Origin of the sequence: Absiella sp. AM29-15, from assembly GCF_003434225.1 — a bacterium.
GTDB lineage: Bacteria > Bacillota_I > Bacilli_A > Erysipelotrichales > Erysipelotrichaceae > Hoskinsella > Hoskinsella hominis.
The window spans coordinates 163,561-179,406 of record NZ_QVFL01000007.1 but is presented as its reverse complement, the minus strand read 5'-3'; the positions used below and the strand labels follow the sequence as shown (position 1 = coordinate 179,406).

General features: G+C 30.6%; 15 protein-coding genes. 7 read left to right on the top strand and 8 right to left on the bottom strand.

Going from position 1 to position 15,846, the window contains the following annotated elements; translation table 11 throughout:
• Positions 1–4: 4 nt before the first annotated feature.
• Positions 5–328, bottom strand: a complete 324-nt coding sequence (locus tag DW761_RS09320) for a PTS sugar transporter subunit IIB (RefSeq protein ID WP_117454535.1) — start codon at positions 326–328, stop codon at positions 5–7.
• 191 nt (positions 329–519) lie between these two features.
• On the opposite strand from DW761_RS09320, the gene DW761_RS09315 reads away from it, so the two are divergent.
• Together DW761_RS09315 and DW761_RS09310 are read left to right on the top strand one after the other, a co-directional pair.
• The gene (locus DW761_RS09315) at positions 520–2,436 is read left to right on the top strand and encodes a BglG family transcription antiterminator (RefSeq protein ID WP_233513071.1); all 1,917 of its coding nucleotides are present in this window, start codon (positions 520–522) and stop codon (positions 2,434–2,436) included.
• Between the two features lie 132 nt (positions 2,437–2,568).
• Positions 2,569–2,787, top strand: coding sequence for an ATP-binding protein (locus DW761_RS09310; RefSeq protein ID WP_158552295.1), 219 nt, complete (start codon positions 2,569–2,571; stop codon positions 2,785–2,787).
• A gap of 95 nt (positions 2,788–2,882) precedes the next feature.
• Here the strand turns inward: DW761_RS09310 and DW761_RS09305 are convergent, their stop codons facing one another.
• Genes DW761_RS09305 through DW761_RS09290 form a run of 4 tightly spaced genes read right to left on the bottom strand, consistent with a single transcriptional unit; the run spans position 2,883 to position 6,554 of the window.
• Positions 2,883–3,350, bottom strand: a complete 468-nt coding sequence (locus DW761_RS09305) for a PTS sugar transporter subunit IIA (RefSeq protein ID WP_117454533.1) — start codon at positions 3,348–3,350, stop codon at positions 2,883–2,885.
• Positions 3,351–3,406: 56 nt separating this feature from the next.
• Positions 3,407–3,709, bottom strand: coding sequence for a PTS sugar transporter subunit IIB (locus DW761_RS09300; RefSeq protein WP_117454532.1), 303 nt, complete (start codon positions 3,707–3,709; stop codon positions 3,407–3,409).
• 13 nt (positions 3,710–3,722) lie between these two features.
• Positions 3,723–5,162 (bottom strand): hypothetical protein, encoded by a 1,440-nt coding sequence (locus DW761_RS09295; RefSeq protein ID WP_117454531.1) that lies wholly within the window; start codon positions 5,160–5,162, stop codon positions 3,723–3,725.
• Positions 5,163–5,198: 36 nt separating this feature from the next.
• On the bottom strand, positions 5,199–6,554 hold the full coding sequence (locus DW761_RS09290; RefSeq protein WP_117454530.1) for a PTS transporter subunit IIC: 1,356 nt from the start codon (positions 6,552–6,554) through the stop codon (positions 5,199–5,201).
• 365 nt (positions 6,555–6,919) lie between these two features.
• Here DW761_RS09290 and DW761_RS09285 point away from each other — a divergent pair, with 365 nt between their 5' ends.
• The 3 genes from DW761_RS09285 (at position 6,920) to DW761_RS09275 (ending at position 9,105) form a co-directional block, all read left to right on the top strand.
• Positions 6,920–7,669, top strand: coding sequence for a DeoR/GlpR family DNA-binding transcription regulator (locus DW761_RS09285; RefSeq protein WP_117454529.1), 750 nt, complete (start codon positions 6,920–6,922; stop codon positions 7,667–7,669).
• Positions 7,670–7,804: 135 nt separating this feature from the next.
• Complete coding sequence (locus DW761_RS09280; RefSeq protein WP_117454528.1) at positions 7,805–8,311, top strand: hypothetical protein; 507 nt, start codon at positions 7,805–7,807, stop codon at positions 8,309–8,311.
• Positions 8,308–9,105, top strand: a complete 798-nt coding sequence (locus DW761_RS09275; RefSeq protein WP_117454527.1) for a DeoR/GlpR family DNA-binding transcription regulator — start codon at positions 8,308–8,310, stop codon at positions 9,103–9,105. The genes DW761_RS09280 and DW761_RS09275 overlap by 4 nt, the downstream gene beginning before the upstream one ends.
• Positions 9,106–9,537: 432 nt before the next feature.
• Here DW761_RS09275 and DW761_RS09270 read toward each other — a convergent pair whose 3' ends face one another.
• The 3 genes from DW761_RS09270 to DW761_RS09260 form a co-directional block, all read right to left on the bottom strand.
• On the bottom strand, positions 9,538–10,122 hold the full coding sequence (locus DW761_RS09270; RefSeq protein ID WP_117454526.1) for an SdpI family protein: 585 nt from the start codon (positions 10,120–10,122) through the stop codon (positions 9,538–9,540).
• Positions 10,123–10,212: 90 nt separating this feature from the next.
• Entirely contained in the window at positions 10,213–11,505 is a 1,293-nt protein-coding gene (locus tag DW761_RS09265; protein ID WP_117454525.1) for a GHKL domain-containing protein, read from the bottom strand.
• A 17-nt stretch (positions 11,506–11,522) separates the two neighbouring features.
• The gene (locus DW761_RS09260) at positions 11,523–12,227 is read right to left on the bottom strand and encodes a LytR/AlgR family response regulator transcription factor (protein WP_117454524.1); all 705 of its coding nucleotides are present in this window, start codon (positions 12,225–12,227) and stop codon (positions 11,523–11,525) included.
• A gap of 194 nt (positions 12,228–12,421) precedes the next feature.
• On the opposite strand from DW761_RS09260, the gene DW761_RS09255 reads away from it, so the two are divergent.
• Both DW761_RS09255 and DW761_RS09245 read left to right on the top strand, forming a co-directional pair.
• Positions 12,422–13,123, top strand: coding sequence for an ABC transporter ATP-binding protein (locus tag DW761_RS09255; protein WP_117454523.1), 702 nt, complete (start codon positions 12,422–12,424; stop codon positions 13,121–13,123).
• 1,280 nt (positions 13,124–14,403) lie between these two features.
• The gene (locus DW761_RS09245) at positions 14,404–15,792 is read left to right on the top strand and encodes an ATP-binding protein (RefSeq protein WP_117517780.1); all 1,389 of its coding nucleotides are present in this window, start codon (positions 14,404–14,406) and stop codon (positions 15,790–15,792) included.
• The last annotated feature ends 54 nt before the right edge of the window (positions 15,793–15,846 follow it).

Genomic DNA, 15,846 nt, shown 5'->3' with positions numbered 1-15,846 from the left:
ATTTTTAATCTTTCTCTACTTTTAATTCCTGAAGTACAAGCTCTAATAATGCTTTTCCATCCAGCATGGAATAAATTTCTTCTGGAATAACAATGACTGGAATTTGATAAGGTTCTGCTAATTCCTGAAAAGCTTTTAGACGAAATTCATAGTGTGGTCCGATACACAGAATATCCATTTTCGGTAAATATTGTGTTACTTCGCTTTCACTCTTTGCTTCTACTGTTACATCAATTTTCGATTTTTTTGCTGCTGCCCTAGCTTTCTGAGCCAAAAAACCTGATGACAATCCCCCTCCACAGCATAAGTAAATATGTAATTGTGCCATAACTTAATGACCTCCTTCTTCGTAATGCAAGTTCTTGAACTTTACATCTACATTTAACCATTCTCATTCATTTCTCTCAAACGAAAAAATGCACTGTGCAAAAGCAATAATTGCACGGTGCAATTTTCCAGTTTCACAATACTGAAAAAACCATTATAATATACTTAGTAATGCTAAAAAAGGAAGTGAAAATGATGAAGAAAAAGCAAGAAGAGTTAATAGAATATCTGTATAAACACAATAGAACCACTTCAGAAGAATTATCAAAATCTCTTTCTATTTCTATTAGAACTGTGAAATCTTATATATCCGATTTAAATTTTCAATTTCCTGAATTAATCAACTCCAATAATAGAGGCTATGAAATAGATAAACACAAAGCTTCCGTATTATTGCATTATAAAGATAATATTCCACAAGACTATGATGGTCGCTGCATTTATATTATCAAGAAATTATTGCTGGAAAAGCAGATAGAAATTGACCTTTTTGATATATGTGATGAGCTGTTTATCAGCGATTCTACGCTAAAAAATGATATTTATAAGATGAATACTTCTTTTGCGAATTTCAACATTACATTTTCTTGCCAGGATAACAAAATTAAAATCTATGGTTCAGAAAAAAATAAACGTAAATTAATTACACATGTGATGTCTGAAGAAGCAAGTGGCAACTTTTTAGATTTGACGTTTCTTCAGGAAAGCTTTCCAGACTATGATATTGAGAAGGCTTGTAATGTCATAAAAGATATCTTCCAAAAGCACCATTACTATATCAATGACTTCTCTTTTATCAATTTAATTTTACATGTAACGATTATGATCAATAGAATTCATAATGGTAATCATATCGCTGATTCTGATGATCATACTACAGACTTAATTATTGAAAAGCATCCAATTATCACAGAATTATGCACAGCATTAGAAGATATATTTCAAGTTACTTTTACATCTTCAGAAATGTTTGAAGTGTATATTCTATTTAAGACCAATGCCAATTTCCACATAAAGGGACAAGGAGATGATTTATCAAAAGTCGTACCACAAGATATATTAACCATCACAAAGGATTTAATCCAAAGCATTGATCAGCATTATTTTGTGGATTTAAGTTCAGAAAGTTTCATGACACCTTTCGCATTGCATTTAAAAAATCTGAAACAGCGATTATTAAATCATACAGTCATTAAAAACCCAATGTTAGAGTCCATCAAAATTTCCTGCCCCACAATATATGATATTTCAACCTTTATGGCTTATCAGTTAATGCAGATCTTTGGATATGAAATCAGTGAGGATGAAATCGCATTTTTAGCCCTTCATGTTGGTACAGAAATTGAAAGAAAAAAGAGTATTGAATACAAAGTCAGCTGTATAATTTTGTGCCCAGAATATTTAAACGTAAGTTCCATGCTTTATAATAAAATTTTAATGGATTTTGGTGAACAAGTCGAAATAAAAAAAGTGATTTCTTTTGAAAATGAACTAGAAAATGAGATATTTGATCTATTAATCACAACAATCCCTGTAGTATCAAAAGGCAATTATCTATCCGTTTTACTTTCACCATTCAATATGAATTATGAAAAAAATAAAATCATGGACGCCATCATAAAAATAGAAAACAAAAAGAAAGGCAACATCATTGCGGACAATATAAGTTTATATTTTAATCCTGAATTATTTTATATCATGAATGATAGAACAGCACGTAAAGAAGAAATCATAGAGCTTTTAGCTGATCAAATGATATCATTAGGATATGTTGCCTCAGATTTTAAGGAAGAAGTATGGAAACGGGAAAATGCCAGTTCTACGGCTTTTATGAATATCGCAATTCCACATCCTATGAAAATGAGTGCTTATAAAACAAGTATTGCAGTAGCAATCTGCCCCAAAGGCGTAAAATGGACAGATTCTCGTAATGTGAATGTCATATTTATGATTGCGTTTAATAAATTAGATAACAAGCATTTTCATGAGCTTTATGAGTCACTAATATCACTGGTCAATGAACAGGATGTTATATCTGAAATTAAAAAATGTAAGGATTTTGATGACTTTAAAAATATTATCATTCATAACTATATACGATATAACTAAATAGAATCTAATTCTTTACATATCCCAATCAGCTTAAGTAATTATTCCAATAAAAGGTACTTCTTATTGATGTTACCTTTTTATAATGTTAAAATACGTTTAGATACAAACTATATGAAAGTGGTGATGAACGTGTTTTTTGGAAGGAATCGAGAATTAGAACAATTAAATGAATTATATGAATCAAATAGATTTGAATATGCTGCGGTCTATGGAAACATTCATGTAGGTAAAACAACTCTAATCAAAGAATTTTGTAAGGGAAAAAGGTTTATTTACTATCAGGTCACAAACTGTGACAAAGACTATAATTTAGCTAAACTAAGTGAAGCGATTCATGATATGCTTTAAATGAAAACATCCATGTATTATCTATCTCGTGTATAGGAAACAAATAATTTATATGTGATTTTTTATGACAAACCAAAGAAAAAGGGAGTAGTCATTTACTCCCATGTTGATAGATTAAATTTCTTATCGATTTCAATCAAATCATTATTATTTTCGGCATTGATCAATGCATTGACAATATCTTTATCCGCTAATATTGTCGCAAGCTGCATCATTTGTTTCATGTGTGCATCGTGATTTATACTGGCTAAAACAAAGAAGATACGTGCATCTTTATCTGGATTTCCTTTTTCAAAATGCACTGGTTTCGCTACTCGCATGAAACCAACTTCTGTACCATGAACATCATCACCACTTTCTGTGGAATGTGGCATCGCAATATTGGGTGCTAACACAATATATGGTCCATATTTTGCGATACAAGCAAAAATAGAAACAATATATCCTTGATCAATAATGCCTTTTTCAAGCATTGGCTGACAGCTTGCGGTTATAGAATCTCTCCAATCATCAAAACCATCATAAAAAGAAACCAATCCTTTATCTATAAGTTCTTTAAACATAAAAACCTCCAATCCTTTATGATAAAGTGAAGCAGCGAAAATTCGCTGCTTCTGTTTTATTTGTGCAATTCTTCTGGAAAATGTTCTTTGATTGTATTCATCAATGTTTCACGAACACCCTCAAGATCTACAAGATTCTTTGTCTGAGCCAGAATTGCATTTGTTGGTGGAAGCATTGCTGTCCATTCTGGACTTGTTAACACAATATCTGTATTTTGTAAGTATGCAAGAGCTTCACCAAAAGCACATGATTCAACACTTGCATCAATGTTATTCTCATCACATATTCTTCTTACATTGATTTTTAAAATCGTACTTGTGCCCATACCATTACCACAGACACATAGAATATTCAACATAACGCTGTCCTCCTTAAGCAATCACTGCTTCCATTCCCATCAATTTCGCAAAATCAGCTAAATCCTGTGTATAATCTCCATATACCCATGCGAAGTGATGACCAAAATCTTCTTCTTTACGATGGAAATCTGTAGAATCTTTTACTTTAAATACAACCGCATGACGACATTCCTGAGTTAAGAAATCATCACATCCAGTAATCTCACCTTTTGCGATCATCATCTTATCCATTCTTGGACTTAAATTGATCATGGTAATTGCATTGCCTTTATCTTTTGCGAAGTCATAACGCATAGTTGTTCCCCAGTTTCCTCTTGTAAAGCTTACATAATCAATAGGTAAATCTGGTTCATCATAGCCTTTCATCTTCTTTGTACAAACATCATGTAAAATTCTCATGGTATTGTTTTCTAAGTCCTTCACATTTACCATACAGTTTCCCATATGTGGTGATTTTCTCGTTAAGTTCATTAAAATAGCCAAAGAAACAACAGAACCAACATCTGCGGCGCATGCTGCTGGAATGCCACCATCTTTCAGTAAAGAATTTGTTAAACAGAACGTTAAATGACGTTTATCCAGTTCTCTTGTAGCACACATTTCAAAACATGGAATCGTAAATGCACTACAATTGAATAAATCCAGCATTTTATTTACAGCAACATAGAAACGCGTATCATTTACTACATTTTCAGCAGGCATATGCATACAATTTGCATCTTTTACCAAACCATCCGCAATACGTTTTGCTTCATTGTTTTCTTCATCTGTGAATTCATCCATAATCTTAAAGAATTCTAGTCCATTAAAGTTTAAAATTTCCATTCCAAATCGATCAGTAATATCCTGTAAATTAATAAATGAACTAACACAACCAAATGAAATTACATTATCACGAAGGGCAAATAGCAATTTTGTATCATGAATAGCTTTTCTTGTTCTTAATAAACGGAACATTCTATTCAAATCGTCATAATTCAAAGCGTTATACATTTCTTTAAATCCTAATGCTTTCATATGTGCAGTAGAATCAATACCACCCAAACGTGAATATTTACTTGATGTTAACGGACAGAAGAATAATGGTTTATTTGTTCTTTTTGCCAAAATAGTGGAAACATATGCAATTAATCGTGTACCAGAAATCAAATATGCATCGACCTTCTGATTATTCTCAATTGCTTTTTCGACTTGATCATCAGGAACAGCAAAATCTTCATGCCATTCGATAAATTGAGTATCTAATAATTCCACAAGATTCGGATCGACATTTTCTGCGATTTCAGAATTAAATTCTGCCAAATCTTTTTCTGCTGCATTATGATCAAATTCATAACTCAGTTCTTCGCCAAACCCATAACGGCATGGTCCCATAAAACGATGCTGATGCATTAAACTGACAAATACTGGCTGTACAATCAACTTCTCATTTACTTTACTGTTTTTATGCATAATAACAACCTCCTTTTATTTTTTTATATCTGCAGGTTATGCTCCTACTGGTATACCTAACATAGATCCAATGGCCTTTAAAACACCAATTACTACAACCCAAATGGTTGCGTAGTCTGCACTACCTTGCCACCATGACAAGCCAGTCATCTGAACAGCTAACATAGAACCAAAGATCTGAATGATTCCATTCACTGTACAGATCACACCTGCAGCTTTCCAACCACCAAATTTATTAGCAAATATAGCGATTGTGGCGTTATCAAAGAACAAAGGAATAAATCCTGGAATCAGGAAAATTGGTGATTTAAAGATGATTAACCCTAATAGACCAATGACCTGTCCCAATGTACCAAATATCAAACCAAGAACAACAGATTTTGGTGCGAATGCAAATGTTGCGGCACAATCTACACCAGCAACTGCTCCTGGTAATAACTTTTCTGAAATACCTTTAAATGACATCATAATTTCACCAACAAACATACGAACACCTGCTAATAATACATAGATGTTGGCTGTCAATGTAATTGTGATCCAGAATAAGAATACAATGTTGTTTTTCAAACCTGCCTGCGCAAGACCATCAGCACCTCGCAGCCAGTCAATATTTTTTGAACCAACAACCAGCATAATAATAGCTACAGAAATAAACATAACCAATGCTGTCGCAATGATGTTATCCTGTAAGATATTTAAAGACGCCGGCAGTTTTTTCTTTTCAATATCATCCTTTTCAGGATGACCAATATAAGGTGCTAATTTATATGCCAAGAAGCTGATAAACATCTGTTGATGGGCAACTGTGAAATCTGCGCCGGTAATTAAATGCGTTGGTTTTATCAACATAGTTGAGAAGATTCCCCAATATAATGCTGTAATAATTGAAGCAATGATAATGGTTGGAACCATACCAGTACCTAAAAACTTCCAAACGATATAAGTTGAAATACCAGCCTGTACAATCATGGCATTACCAGTTAAGTAAACTGCTCTGATTTTCGTGAATTTACGTAAAGCGACGAAGATCAAGTTTAAGATAAATGCCACAAGTAATGTATAAATACCCCAGCTGGCTCCTGTTCCTGAGCCCAATATCGCATCCATCTTTTCATAAGCTGCTGTCATCGTAGGATAAGTATTCAGCCCAGCACCTGTGATGCCTGTTGCTGTTTGTATTGCCATAATTAACTTATTGAAATTCGCAATCAAAGCCCCGGAACCCATGCCCATAACAATTACACCGATAGCTGCTTTTAAGGCACCTGTTAAAGCTTTTGAGAATTTTTGATTCATTGCCAGATAACCAATCAGTACGATAATACCAATCAGTATGAATGGCTGTCCAAATATCTGATTTAACACTAAATCCAATAACCAATTGAAATTCATGTTACTCTCCTTTCTGTTTCTAAGCGATGTTATGTTATCTGTAGATCTTCCAAAGAACAATACGCTTAAGACTTTGATAGCGTTTGCAAACACTTTTCACTAAGATTATGCGCTTTGGTTTTTTTACCGTCAATGAATTTTATTGCGAATTATTCACTCTTTATGAACGTTATTTGATTTATTGATAAATTTGATATTTTTATGAAAACTTCAGCTTTTTGCTTGTTTTTCCCCATTTTTAATCAATAAAGCAATATAAATAAAATGAAAAAACTCGTATAATTGTGCGTTTTTATTGACCTTTGCTTCGCAAGGTTTATAATCAAATTAGACAACATATTGATATTTTTTAATTGGAGGCTATTATGAAAAGTGAACAGTCAAATATAGATAAGCGGCAACGCCTGATCATTGAAATATTGAAAACAAAACATACCATTACCGTAAAAGAATTATCTGATATCTTACATATAAATCCAATCACGATTCGCCGTGATTTAAGTGTTCTGGAAAAAGAAGGACATATAGAGAAGTATTATGGTGGTGCACGCCTTATACAAGGTAGCAATCAATATTCATATATAGATCATACAAAAATCGCACTAGCAGAATATGCGGCAAGCTTTATTGATGACTTTGATATTATTTTTATAAACTCCAGTTCTACCGCTTTATTAGTCATTCCATTTATAAAAAGAAAAGCCGTTACGATTATCACAAATAATGCAAATGTCTTGCATATGCAGCATGATGCTAATGTTTCTATTTTCTTAACAGGTGGTATTTTACATAATCCAAAGAAAAGCCTGATCGGTGATTTAGCATTAACCAATCTAAAAAAAGTGATGGCTACAAAATGCTTTATTGGTTGTGATGGTATTTCATATGAACATGGAATCACCACAAATATCTGTGAAGAAAATAATATAAATCAAATGATGATTGCACATAGTAAACAAACCTTTGTTATTACCGAGCATCAAAAAATAGGTAGAAAAAAAGATTTTATCACAAGTACCATATCAGATATTCATCATCTGATAACTGATCATAATTGCCCAACTGATCTTTTAAAGTCATTTGAAAAAGCTTCCATTACACTACATGTCATTTAACAGGTAGTGTTTTTTTGTTTTAGAATAACTTCGTTCATTTTATGTTCATTTATGTATATTTTATATCCTATATGATTGTTATATGCAAATTCCGGTGTTATCATGTCAGTGTACATGATACGAGGAGGAATCTATATGATATATTATTTAAATTTCACAGTTTCAATACTGATTATTCTAGCGTGTTTTTATATTATATATCTTGTATTTAAGCGTAATAAGAAAATCATTGTAAAAGGACATGATGATATATTCACGATTGCTTTGATCATGTTTTTTGTGATTATCATATTCCCAATCACGCAAACGATAACACTTATGGAAATCGTGCGTAATATATGTATTTATACATTCTTATTTTCAACTTTCGCTATAAAACGTGGTATCAGTGAGAAAGGTTTTGAGAAAGTATTCTTCACGGTTCCCTGGTCCACAATCGAAGAAATTGAAATATCCATATGTCAGACAGCAAAATTTCAGGTTGTATGTAATACAGGAAATTTTCACTTTAAGCTGATTTTTAAGAATATACAGCTAAAAAGAGTCCTTTGGGAATTAGATAAATATCATAAGAATATAAAAATTGAAAAAGCGTTACAAGATCTCCTTATCAAAGAGGGAAAGCAAAGGCAAACATTATGAAAACCAAGAAAGTTATCATTGATGCCCGTAGAGATGCTTTATTAAAAGAACTAAAAACGGCTGGACATCTAACTGTAGATGAATTGGTAGAACGCTTGCATGTTTCTCCTTTAACTATACGCAGAGATTTACAATATTTGAATGATCATGGCTTCATCGAAAGATTTTATGGTGGTGCCTCTATCATAGATTTTGTAGGAACTGAACATGACCCTGCATCTTCAAATGAGCCCTATAAACACGCTATCGCTAAATATGCGGCACAATATGTAAAGGATAATGATGTGTTATTTATTAATACCAGTTCTACTGCTTTGTTATTGTTATCGTATATAAAAGGTAAACGCGTGACGGTGGTCACAAATAATGGTAAAGCCATATTTATCGATCATGACCCAATGATAACAATTGTATTATGTGGTGGTGAATTACGTTTTCCCAAAGAATCTATGGTGGGTGATTTTGCCTTAAATAATTTAAATAAAGTAACTGTCAATAAATGTTTTCTAGGGTGTAGTGGGATTGATGTACATAGCGGCATCAGTACTTCCATTATTCAGGAAGTTTCTATCAATGAAGCAATGATTAGACGTTGCAATGGTCCTGTCTTTATACTGGCAGATAGTACGAAAGTTGGTCTTGTTCATCAATTTAATGCATGCGATATTCACGCAATTCAATATTTGATTACTGATAAGCGTCTAAAGCCTGAACAATTAGATGAATTTTTAGATGCCGGCATCAATACGATCTGTCTGGATCCTTTATATAATTTTGATTCAAAATACGCTTAAAATACTACCTCAAGGTATATGATTGATATATCTTATCTAATATACAGATAAACCAATATGAGGAGGTGCTATATACAAATCCTGTTATAGCACATAAGCATTCTCAAAGCAGGGGACAATCACAGTCATACCAGTCCATATGATGAGGCAATTGATTATCTCCCAATGATAGTAAATTAATCTCACAGATTTCTTATTCCTTTCAGTAAAGCTATGCGCAAATTAAGAATCTGCCTGTGTTTGAAGAAACAGCCTGCTTTGGGAAATGCTATATAATAAAATTATATTTCATGAGCACTCAACATAGTGATGATGTTGAATTTTGAGGTGTTGGTGCCTACCTGGATGATGCGCAAGAATCTGATGTGAATTTGTTTATTTAAATTATAAAAAATAACCAAGACGATTTAAGTTTGGTTATTTTTCTTTTAATTAATATTTTGCTTTTAAGAACATTTTGATCAAAGAAGCGATAGCTGGCAAGCCTATCCAAGCAATCATAATACATAATGTAAGCTTATCAAAATCATTGCATAAAGGTATTGCTATCAAATACATAATAGATAAAGGAATCGATAAATATCCTAATAAATGATTCGCCACAAACCATACCTCCTCATCCAACACAGTCCAAGGAAGCCTTAATCCAATGTGTTGATTAAATGGTATGTTTAATGTATAATAGCCTAATCCTATCATTATAACTATCACAAATATTGCAGCAATCCATTTCTCTTGTTTTTCTGTTTTTATAATTTGAAAATGAACCAGCATTGCAGCTATGACACCTAAAATTAACAATACAACACAAAAACGTATACTGCTTTTCATAATATCAAATTGAGGATTACTTTCTTCAATATGAGTTATATTTGTTAAATTTGTGTATAGTATCCATGCACACAATATAGATAAAACAATAAGAAGAACACCTCCTATAGTCGCAGTACCATTTAATAAAAATATGCTATATGCCAACACACTTAAACCTAATATAACAATTCTTTGCCTTGACATGAAAATACCTCCTAACAAACTTATGTTATCATGTTTAAATGTTAGTTGAAGTATTTTTGTTTATCATGCAATTATTTGGTCTATCATGCACTAAGAAACATGATTTTCAGGTAATATGATGGATGTATAAAATGTTTGAAGATTTGGATCATAGTCAAAGAGCATTCTACCGTGATGTTCTTCTACGATATTTTTTACTTTCTTTAAACCAAACCCATGTTGATCTTTATCATTTTTTAATGTTTGAGGAAATCCATCAATGATATTGGCATTTATACAAGAATTTATCATCTTTATGATAATGTATTTTTTATCTTCTTTTAATTTCAGTATTATATTTCGACAGTCTGTACATTTTATACAGCTTTCTATTGCATTTTCTAGCATATTACTGAAAATAATATTTTGCTCAAGAATGCTCAAACAAGACAAGTCAATTTCATCGATATCCAGTTTGATTCTAATATGTTCTTTTTCTAATATATTCACATACTGACTCATGACAATGTTTAAAATTTTTTGACTTGTTTGTACTGTATAATCTGTTTTTTCAACATCATGATTCAGTTCAGTAATATAAGATAAAAGAGCGTTATAATCATTTGATTTAATAAACTGACTCATGATATTAAGATGCTTTTTGATATCGTGAACAAAGGTTCTTGTTGCATCATATTTATTTTCTAAAAGCTGATAATTTAATTCATCGATTTTTTCGTAGGATTCTTTTAACTTCATATTACTGTTTTCTTCTACGATTTCTATAATATCGAAAAAGATATAAAATGATAATATATTAGATACTAATAAACCAATCAAAATCAAAAAGACTGTAAAATAATCACCTGATAATATATTATCAAAATTATCCATACTACTTATAAATAGAACTGAAGTAATTGGCAAGCATAGCAGCAGTATGGTTTTCTTTGGATACTTTGTATTCGATAACGTTTTTAAAAACTTTGAGAACATGGACATAACAATATATAAAAACGTATTGGAGGATATAATTCCAATTAAATTATAGATGTGATTTGCTTTTATATCATTATAATCCATATGAAATATATAATGAATAAGCAATAAAGAAAACATTTCAAGGATCATACCAAAACAAATATAAACGAAGGTTATATATATTTTTACAGACGATTTACCATCGTAACAACTGAATAATATCGCAATATTTATCGCCATCATCATGATTGCATTCAAAAATGGATATGGCAGGCTATTCACAACACACAAACAGATAAGCTCTGCTAAGAATAGGCAATATATACAATTTTGATTTAGCTTGGGTTGAAAAAGTCTGCTGATAATCAAGAAGAAAATGCCAATATTTAAAATATTTGAAACAAATAGATTAAAGAATTCCATACTGTTCTCCTTTCTTTTTAGATGTTATTGCTAATAAAATGAATATAATCATCGATAAAATGATCTTTGTAAAATCTTGATAATGGTATCGTGCTTTGTTGTTGATTCATATAAATTTCCTGATGATTGTAATCTTCGACATTTTGTAGATTCACATAAAATGCTTTATGTGACTGAGAAAAACAATATGGTTGTAATACATCCTTCCAATACGATAGTGTATAAGGTGTGATATACGTTTTATTTTTTGTATGCAAATAAGTTTTTCTTGCCAGTATTTCAACATATAAAATATCTTTGATATAAATCTTCTGCTTTACAACTTTAGGATCTAAAATAAAACTACTATTTCTTATATAATCTTGGATAACTTCCTGCATATCTATTTTGAATTCATTATAATCAATTGGTTTTGTGAAATAGCGTTCAGCTTTCACTTTATAACCATCTTTTAAGTATTCTGTATGCCCAGATACTAAAAACAGTTTATATTCATAATTCATATGATTAATATGTTTCGCAATTTCTATTCCATTTGCATCTTTTAATTCAATATCCAGAAAAATCATCTGATAGCTTGCGGCATTGTTTAATAAATCTCTTGCGGATGTGAACAGACGAATTTCAAAATCAATATTCGATGATTCAAAAAATTTTTTTACAATTTCATTTGTTATAGTGATATCTTTTTCATTATCATCACAAATCGCTATTTTTATCATTATATATAAACCTCCAAATCACTACCTTTTTCATTATGGTATTATATCAAAAAATTTTATGAATAGTGTTATGATTCATCGATTAAATAAATTTCAACTTGCATGATAGACAATAAATTTGAATGATAGACATTGATGTTTGCATTTTATATAGATATTCCATACAATGAAACTAATATGAAAGGAGTCTGTATATGATAGAATTGAAAAACATCTCATTTGCCTATCAAGATGTTTATATTTTAAATGATATCACGCTAACATTAGAAAGCAACAAAATCTATGGCTTGATTGGAAAAAATGGTGTTGGTAAAACCACTTTATTGAAGGTACTTTCCAGATATATCAACACAAATAACGGAAATATTATAATAGATGGTATTTCTATAAATCATACAGATTTTTTAGATACGAATATTGCTTATGTTTTTGATGAGTGTATTTGTTTTAATGAACTTACATTTGTAGAACATCTAATCCTCATAGCGAAATCATCAGGATTAAGCAAAGAATCATGTATGCGTTTCATACATAGCTTTATCATGAACCTCGATTTAGATAAATACAAAAACAATTATCCAAATACCCTTTCAAAAGGTACTTTACAACGATTAAATATTGGAATGGGATTAATTAGGCATGCTTCATACTTGCTTATGGATGAACCATTTAATGGTTTAGATCCTGTACAGACAACAAACTGTATAGCTCTTATAAAAAATTATCAGAAAGAGGTAAAAAACACAATTATTATTTCAAGCCATCAATTAGAAAATCTAAGCACTTTATGTGATGATTACCTGATTATGACTTCTTCGAGGATTTTAAAAATACAGAAAGATCAAATCAACGAGAAAGATATCATAGAGATGTTAAGCCATGACACAGTTGATTAATATTGCACCAGTCTTAATCAAGATACAATGGAGAAAATTTATCGGTTTTATAAAGCGAAGAAAATTAGTACTTTTATTCATTACCGGTTTAATTATCCTCTTGTTTCTGAGTGATAAATTTACACGTATCCATATCACGTTATCAGATGATATATTATTCATTTTTTTATTGATTTCTTTCCAGCCATTATTTCAAGATATTCCCCAAGTCATCATCCATCCTAATCTTGTGCTATTAAAGTTGATTGATTTTAAAGTCTTTAAATGCATCTATTTCTTCAAAGCAATCATAAAACCAGTGATTTTTATCATTTTATCAAGCATATTTCTTCCAATGTTTTTTGATATTCATACAGCATCATTCATCATGATTCTATTGATTCGTTTATCCATAGCAAATCATACCTTTTTGAGATTTCAATTACATCATAAAAATACATCATTATCAATTATTTGTATTGTCTATCTTTGCGCTTATTATTTTCATAGTTTCTTTTTAATTAATACATTTATTCTTATCCAGATACTGTATGTATTGCTAAAGAAACAGTTATTTTATGAAAAAATCATTAGTATCTATCGATCTATTCTACGATTACAGCAAGGCTTTCAAACTGATTTTGAAGGATTCATAAAGGCTCAAGAAACGTTAACAAAAAAAACTTATCATAAACATAGAAATTATCTATTAGAAAATTATGATCATCCTTATTTCTTTTTTAAGATACAATATTCCAGATTTATGGCTGAACACTCCTTATATATATCAGAAAGCTTATTTTCTCTCTTTTTAGCATTATGTTTCCTTATTTTTAAGTTATATAAAGATATTCTCCTGACTGCTATTCTTTTCTTAGTGTTTCATTCATTATCACAATTATTAAATCCAATATATAGTAAGAAAGAACAAGGATTTTACTTAAAACTAAATAGAAAAATGATTTTTCAAATATTTATCCTTCCATCGTTTTTTGTAAGTTTACCATTTACATTATTCATACTGATGATTAGTAAAAATATCTTATGCGTAATCCTGTTACAATTTCTACTTTCTTTATCTTTTCTTATGAAAGAAAAATCTAAGATTATAAAATGTATATATGTAATTATTATGCTATGCCTTGTACTTATTTTATTCTTTCAATAAAAATCTCATCTATTAACAGTTCCTTAGATATTACTAAATCACTGATATTCTAGTATAATTTCGCATAAACTAGTGATATAATGTTAGTGAATCGTAATTATGCTAATCATGATTCGGTAAAGGAGTGAATCTTATGTTTATCGGTAGACAAAATGAGTTAAAACTACTTAATCAGTTATATGAAAGCAATTCTTTTGAATGTCTTATTCTATATGGAAGAAGGAGAATAGGAAAAACTTTTCTATTGGATGAGTTCGCAAAGAAAACAAATTCATTATACTTTCAGGCGCAAGAATCTACGGACCAATATAATCTAAGTCTGTTTTCACAAAAAGTATTAAGTAAATTTCCCGGTCCAAGTTATCTAAAAGAGTTTTCTAATTGGCATGATTGTTTTCAGTATTTATATGAAAACTTACAAAAAGAACCTTGTGTTCTAATGATTGATGAATTTCCTTATTTGGCCTATCAAAATTCTTCAACCCTTTCTTTATGGCAAGAATTTATTGACCACTCATTAAGAAAAACAAAAACTTTACTGATATTATGTGGTAGCTCTATCTCCTTTATGGAAAGTGAAGTGCTGGGATATCAATCACCCCTTTTTGGAAGAAGAACTGCCCAGTTAAAACTAGAGGAACTTACTTTTTTTGATGCGCAACCTTTTTATTCAAACTTTTGTTACGAGGATCAAATTAAGCTATACTGTACGCTTGGGGGCACTCCTTATTATCTTTCCATGATAAAATCTGATGAAAGTGCTGATGATAATATCAAACGACTATTCTTTAGTAATTATGGCTATATGTATAATGAAATGGGGATGCTTTTAAAACAAGAGCTACGCGAACCTGCTGTTTATAATAGAGTCATTCAGGCGATTGCCTGTGGTAAAACAAAAATGAATGAAATATGTGATTATGTAAATGAATCCAGCAGTAAAGTAAGTAAATATCTCAGTAATCTAATACAACTACAAATCATTGAAAAACATCTTCCCTTTGGTGAATCAGAAGGAAAAAGCCGCAAAGGGGTTTATCAATTATACGATTTGGGATTTCGTTTTTACTATCGTTTTGTATTTCAAAAACAAGCATCTATCAATACTGGTTTAGGAGATAATGTTTATGATCAAGATGTTAAACCATTTTTAAGTGATTATTTAGGATATGGCTTTGAGAAAATTTGTATTCAATATTTGGTGAAAGAAAATCTTAAAGGAAATCTACCTATTCAGTTTACACGTATAGGAAATTGGTGGGGAAATAATCCAAAAGAAAAAAAAGAAGAAGAAATTGATATTATGGCAGATGATAATATGAATCTGATTATTGGCGAATGTAAATATAAAAATGAAAAAGTAGAATTTTCTATCCTTCAACAGCAAATAGAAAGATCTAAACTATTTCCAAAATATAAGAACTACCATTATTTCATCTTTTCAAAATCAGGCTTCGATTTTGATGTTCATACAGTAGATAAGGCATTCCATTGTATAACCTTGGAGGAATTATGCAAATAACATTTAAAAACTAGCAAATTATGATTAGGCTAATCGTAATTCACTAGTTTTTTA

What these genes read in the sequence shown, in the direction of transcription:
- DW761_RS09320 (WP_117454535.1), bottom strand. Translation starts at nt 328, where the DNA reads ATGGCACAATTACATATTTACTTATGCTGTGGAGGGGGATTGTCATCA.
- DW761_RS09315 (WP_233513071.1), top strand. Translation starts at nt 520, where the DNA reads ATGATGAAGAAAAAGCAAGAAGAGTTAATAGAATATCTGTATAAACAC.
- DW761_RS09305 (WP_117454533.1), bottom strand. Translation starts at nt 3,350, where the DNA reads ATGTTTAAAGAACTTATAGATAAAGGATTGGTTTCTTTTTATGATGGT.
- DW761_RS09300 (WP_117454532.1), bottom strand. Translation starts at nt 3,709, where the DNA reads ATGTTGAATATTCTATGTGTCTGTGGTAATGGTATGGGCACAAGTACG.
- DW761_RS09295 (WP_117454531.1), bottom strand. Translation starts at nt 5,162, where the DNA reads ATGCATAAAAACAGTAAAGTAAATGAGAAGTTGATTGTACAGCCAGTA.
- DW761_RS09290 (WP_117454530.1), bottom strand. Translation starts at nt 6,554, where the DNA reads ATGAATTTCAATTGGTTATTGGATTTAGTGTTAAATCAGATATTTGGA.
- DW761_RS09285 (WP_117454529.1), top strand. Translation starts at nt 6,920, where the DNA reads ATGAAAAGTGAACAGTCAAATATAGATAAGCGGCAACGCCTGATCATT.
- DW761_RS09280 (WP_117454528.1), top strand. Translation starts at nt 7,805, where the DNA reads ATGATATATTATTTAAATTTCACAGTTTCAATACTGATTATTCTAGCG.
- DW761_RS09275 (WP_117454527.1), top strand. Translation starts at nt 8,308, where the DNA reads ATGAAAACCAAGAAAGTTATCATTGATGCCCGTAGAGATGCTTTATTA.
- DW761_RS09270 (WP_117454526.1), bottom strand. Translation starts at nt 10,122, where the DNA reads ATGTCAAGGCAAAGAATTGTTATATTAGGTTTAAGTGTGTTGGCATAT.
- DW761_RS09265 (WP_117454525.1), bottom strand. Translation starts at nt 11,505, where the DNA reads ATGGAATTCTTTAATCTATTTGTTTCAAATATTTTAAATATTGGCATT.
- DW761_RS09260 (WP_117454524.1), bottom strand. Translation starts at nt 12,227, where the DNA reads ATGATAAAAATAGCGATTTGTGATGATAATGAAAAAGATATCACTATA.
- DW761_RS09255 (WP_117454523.1), top strand. Translation starts at nt 12,422, where the DNA reads ATGATAGAATTGAAAAACATCTCATTTGCCTATCAAGATGTTTATATT.
- DW761_RS09245 (WP_117517780.1), top strand. Translation starts at nt 14,404, where the DNA reads ATGTTTATCGGTAGACAAAATGAGTTAAAACTACTTAATCAGTTATAT.